Genomic DNA, 3,633 nt, shown 5'->3' with positions numbered 1-3,633 from the left:
GCCGTCCTACACCCGCTCGTATCCGCTGGTCGCCAAGCGCGGCCACGGCGCCGTCATCGAAGACGTCGACGGCAACGAGTTCCTCGACTTCACCGCCGGCATCGCCGTGGTCGCCACCGGCCACTGCCATCCCGAGGTCGTCAGCGCCATCCAGAAGCAGGCCGCCGAACTCATCCACATGTCCGGCACCGACTTCTACTACGAGAACATGATCACCCTGGCCGAGCGCCTCTCCAAGATCGCGCCCATGCCCGGCCCTCACAAGATCTACTACGGCAACTCCGGCACCGAGGCCATCGAGGCCGCCATCAAGCTGGCCCGCTACCATACCCGCCGCCAGCACATCATCGCCTTCTTCGGCGCCTTCCACGGACGCACCATGGGCTCGCTGGCGCTCACCTCCTCCAAGCCGCAGCAGCGCCGCCGCTTCGCGCCCCTGATGCCGGGCGTCACCCATGTCCCCTATCCCGACGTCTACCGCCGCCCCGCCGGCGCTAGCCCCGCCCAGCATGGCATCGACTGCGCCCGCTTCATCGAAGAAAAGCTCTTCAAGACCACGCTGCCGCCCGAGGAAGTGGCCGCCATCTTCGTCGAGCCCATCCAGGGCGAGGGCGGATACCTCATCGCCCCGCCCGAGTTCCTCCAGGAATTGCGCCGCATCTGCGACCAGAACGGCATCCTGCTGGTCATGGACGAGGTGCAATCCGGCGCCGGCCGCACCGGCAAGTGGTGGGCGTGCCAGCACGCCTCCGTCGAGCCCGACATCGTCTGCATCGCCAAGGGCATCGCTTCCGGCATGCCCCTGGGCGTGACTCTGAGCCGCGCCTCCATCATGGACTGGCTGCCCGGCTCCCACGCTTCCACCTTCGGCGGCAACCCCGTCTGCATCGCCGCCGCCCTCGCCACCCTCGACGTGCTGGAGCGCGAGGGCCTGAAGAACGCCCAGAAGATCGGCCGTCACATCCTGGAGCGACTGGCCGGCTGGCCGAAGAAGCATCCCATGGTGGGCGACGTCCGCGGGCTGGGGCTGATGATCGGCGTCGAGATCGTCAAGGACCGCGACTCCCGCGCCCCCGCCCACGATGCGCGCGACAAGATCGCCGACCTCTGCTTCGAGCGTGGCGCCCTCTTCCTGGGCTGCGGCGAGAACACCATCCGGGTCGCGCCCCCGCTGGTGGTCACCCGCGAGCAAGCCGACGCCGCCCTCGACATCCTGGAAGAGTGCATCTCCATCGTCGAAGGCAAGCCGGTGAAGAAGGCAAAGAGTTAGCGTAGCTAGCTCTTTGCCGGGGAGTCAGGGGTCAGGGGCCCCGGCTCCTTCCTTTGTGCCCTTCGTGTCTGCCTTCGTGTCCCTTGTGGTTGGCTTTGATTCGCACTCTGAGTACTGAGTACCGAGTACTGCGCCCCAATGTCTACTTCTCCGAGCCCGCCCTCGCCCCGCGCGCTGGTCGCGTTGGCGATCTCCCTCGTCCTCTGGGCCTCCGCCTTCGCCGGCATCCGCGCCGGCCTGCGCGGCTACTCTCCCGCCGAGGTCGCGCTGCTGCGCTACGCCACCGGCTCGCTGGTGCTGGCCGCCTACGCCGCGCTGGTTCGCATGCGCCTGCCCGCCCCCCGCGACCTCCCCGGACTCGCCCTCACCGGCGCCCTCGGCTTCACCGCCTACAACCTCCTGCTCAACTATGGCGAAGTCACCGTCGCCGCCGGCGCCGCCAGCCTGCTGGTCGCCTCCATGCCGATCTGGTCCTCCCTCCTCGCCCGCTTTTTCCTGGCGGACCGCCTGCGCCCCCTGGGCTGGCTGGGCATCCTGGTCAGCTTCGCCGGGGTCGCGCTCATCGCCGCCGGCGAGGCCGGAGGACTGCGCCTCAACCTGCACGCCCTCCTTATTCTGGCCGCCGCCATCGCCTCTTCCATCTACACCATCGTGCAGAAGCGCTACCTGGTGCGCTACGGCGCCCTCCAGTTCACCGCCTACACCATGTGGTTCGGGACCCTCTTCCTGCTCCCCTTCGCGTGGAGCCTGCCGCACACTCTGCCGCGCGCGCCCCTGGCCGCCACCCTGGCCTGCCTCTACATGGGGATCTTTCCCGCCGCCATCGCCTACGTCTTGTACGGCTACTACCTGGCGCGCGCCGCCGCCACCCGCGCCGTCAGCGTGCTCTACGTCATCCCCGTACTCGCCATCGGGATCGCCTGGCTGTGGCTGGGCGAGGTGCCGCGGGCGCTCTCCCTGCTGGGCGGCGCCATTTCCCTCGCCGGCGTGGCCGTGGTCCAGCTCTGGGGACATGGAAGAGCAGTGGTCAGTGGCTAGGGGTCAGTGGTCAGCGGCTCGTGTGGCACAGCCGACTCGGCTATGCTGAAGAGGAGTCGGAGGTCACCGGAGACCGCTTCGTGTACCGTCGTGCCCTTCGTGGTTAGCTTTTCAAATCTCACCACCAAGGACACGCAGGGCCACCAAGGACACCCTCCCTGCCGCGTTCTCTGACCACTGATCACTGGCCACCGGCCACTGCTCGTCCGCGCAGGCGTACAGATCCACCCGCATCTCCCGCCGCTGCTTCGGCTCCGTCAGCCGCCACCACGCCTCTCTATACTTCTCGAACTTGCTGCGGCTGTTGGGGACATGCGGAAAGAACCACGATCCGCGCATCTTGTTCATGACCCGCGCCGGCACCACGTACCAGGCGTTCTCCGGGACGATGTACACCACGAAGACGTCCACCTCCGACGCCTTGTAGGCGCGGTTGTGCCGCGTGGCCTTGATGCGGTACTTGTTGGGGCACTTCGACCACGCCGACTTCACCTGCACCCGCGCCGCGTGCACTCCGGGGACATAGACCAGGAAGTCGAAGGGACGGCTGTTGCCCGGGGGCTTGCAGGCCACCAGCCCCAGGCTGGCCGCCTTGGCCATGAAAGCCAGTTCGGCCCACTCCCCCCGCGCCACCCGGTCGAACTTGGCTGTCGCCTTTGGCGCCGCGGGGAACTTGGGCGTGGAAGCCTTGGAAGAGGAGGGAGGGGAAGCGTTGCGGGGGACTCTCGGGGAAGCCATGCTCGTGCTCAACTTCGGCTTCTAGAGTATCGCACATAATGCTGTGTGTCAACTGCTGTCTAAATAGTATATCTCACAGGAAGGCGTCATCCTGAGCGGCCTTCAGGCCGCGAAGGATCTCGCGTGCAGTGCCCACGCCCTTGAAGGCGTCATCCTGAGCGGCCTTCAGGCCGCGAAGGATCTCGCGCGCAGTGTCCACGCCCTTGAAGGTGTCATCCTGAGGCCCTTTAGGGCCGAAGGACCTCGCGCGCAGTGCTAGAAATGTCGGCTAACAGGCGGGTTTGTACTGCTCTCCCCACCTCGCCGCCAAGTCCTCCCAGCGCGGGTTCATCGCCTCGATTAACCGGATCTTCTTGATGCGTAGCCAGCCTTTGATCTCCTTCTCTCGGGCGATGGCATCGCCGGCGCGATAGAACATCTCGCAGTACACCAGCCGGGTCAGGTTGTAGCGGCTGGTGAAGCCGGGGAGGAGCTTGTTCTTGTGCTGGAAGACACGGTGTGGGAGGTCGCTGGTAATGCCGGTATAGAGCACGTGCGACCGCGGCCGGTTGGTCAGGATGTACACCCAGAAGTGCTTGGGCCTGCGC

5 protein-coding genes are annotated in these 3,633 nt (G+C 66.7%); 2 read left to right on the top strand and 3 right to left on the bottom strand.

The window, feature by feature from the left end; genetic code table 11:
• Both VEG08_11785 and VEG08_11780 read left to right on the top strand, forming a co-directional pair.
• Positions 1–1,270 (top strand): acetyl ornithine aminotransferase family protein (locus VEG08_11785; protein HXZ28664.1); only part of this gene is annotated, 1,270 nt, incomplete at its 5' end.
• A gap of 138 nt (positions 1,271–1,408) precedes the next feature.
• Positions 1,409–2,308 carry a DMT family transporter gene (locus tag VEG08_11780; protein HXZ28663.1) on the top strand — a complete coding sequence of 300 codons (900 nt, stop codon included), beginning with the start codon at positions 1,409–1,411 and terminating at the stop codon, positions 2,306–2,308.
• Between the two features lie 111 nt (positions 2,309–2,419).
• Here the strand turns inward: VEG08_11780 and VEG08_11775 are convergent, their stop codons facing one another.
• The 3 genes from VEG08_11775 to VEG08_11765 form a co-directional block, all read right to left on the bottom strand.
• Complete coding sequence (locus VEG08_11775; protein HXZ28662.1) at positions 2,420–3,046, bottom strand: group I intron-associated PD-(D/E)XK endonuclease; 627 nt, start codon at positions 3,044–3,046, stop codon at positions 2,420–2,422.
• A 73-nt stretch (positions 3,047–3,119) separates the two neighbouring features.
• A complete protein-coding gene (locus VEG08_11770) occupies positions 3,120–3,245 on the bottom strand; it encodes a hypothetical protein (protein ID HXZ28661.1) in 126 nt (41 codons plus the stop codon).
• 69 nt (positions 3,246–3,314) lie between these two features.
• A partial coding sequence (locus VEG08_11765) for a GIY-YIG nuclease family protein (protein HXZ28660.1) occupies positions 3,315–3,633 on the bottom strand: 319 nt, incomplete at its 5' end.

The sequence above is a fragment of the Terriglobales bacterium genome, from assembly GCA_035624475.1.
In the GTDB taxonomy this organism is placed as follows: domain Bacteria; phylum Acidobacteriota; class Terriglobia; order Terriglobales; family Acidobacteriaceae; genus DASPRL01.
Note: the sequence above shows the minus strand (reverse complement) of the source record. Positions and strands in the feature narration are given on the sequence as shown.

Excerpts from the sequence above, each read along its gene's own strand:
- VEG08_11780 (HXZ28663.1), top strand. The coding sequence starts at position 1,409 with ATGTCTACTTCTCCGAGCCCGCCCTCGCCCCGCGCGCTGGTCGCGTTG.
- VEG08_11775 (HXZ28662.1), bottom strand. The coding sequence starts at position 3,046 with ATGGCTTCCCCGAGAGTCCCCCGCAACGCTTCCCCTCCCTCCTCTTCC.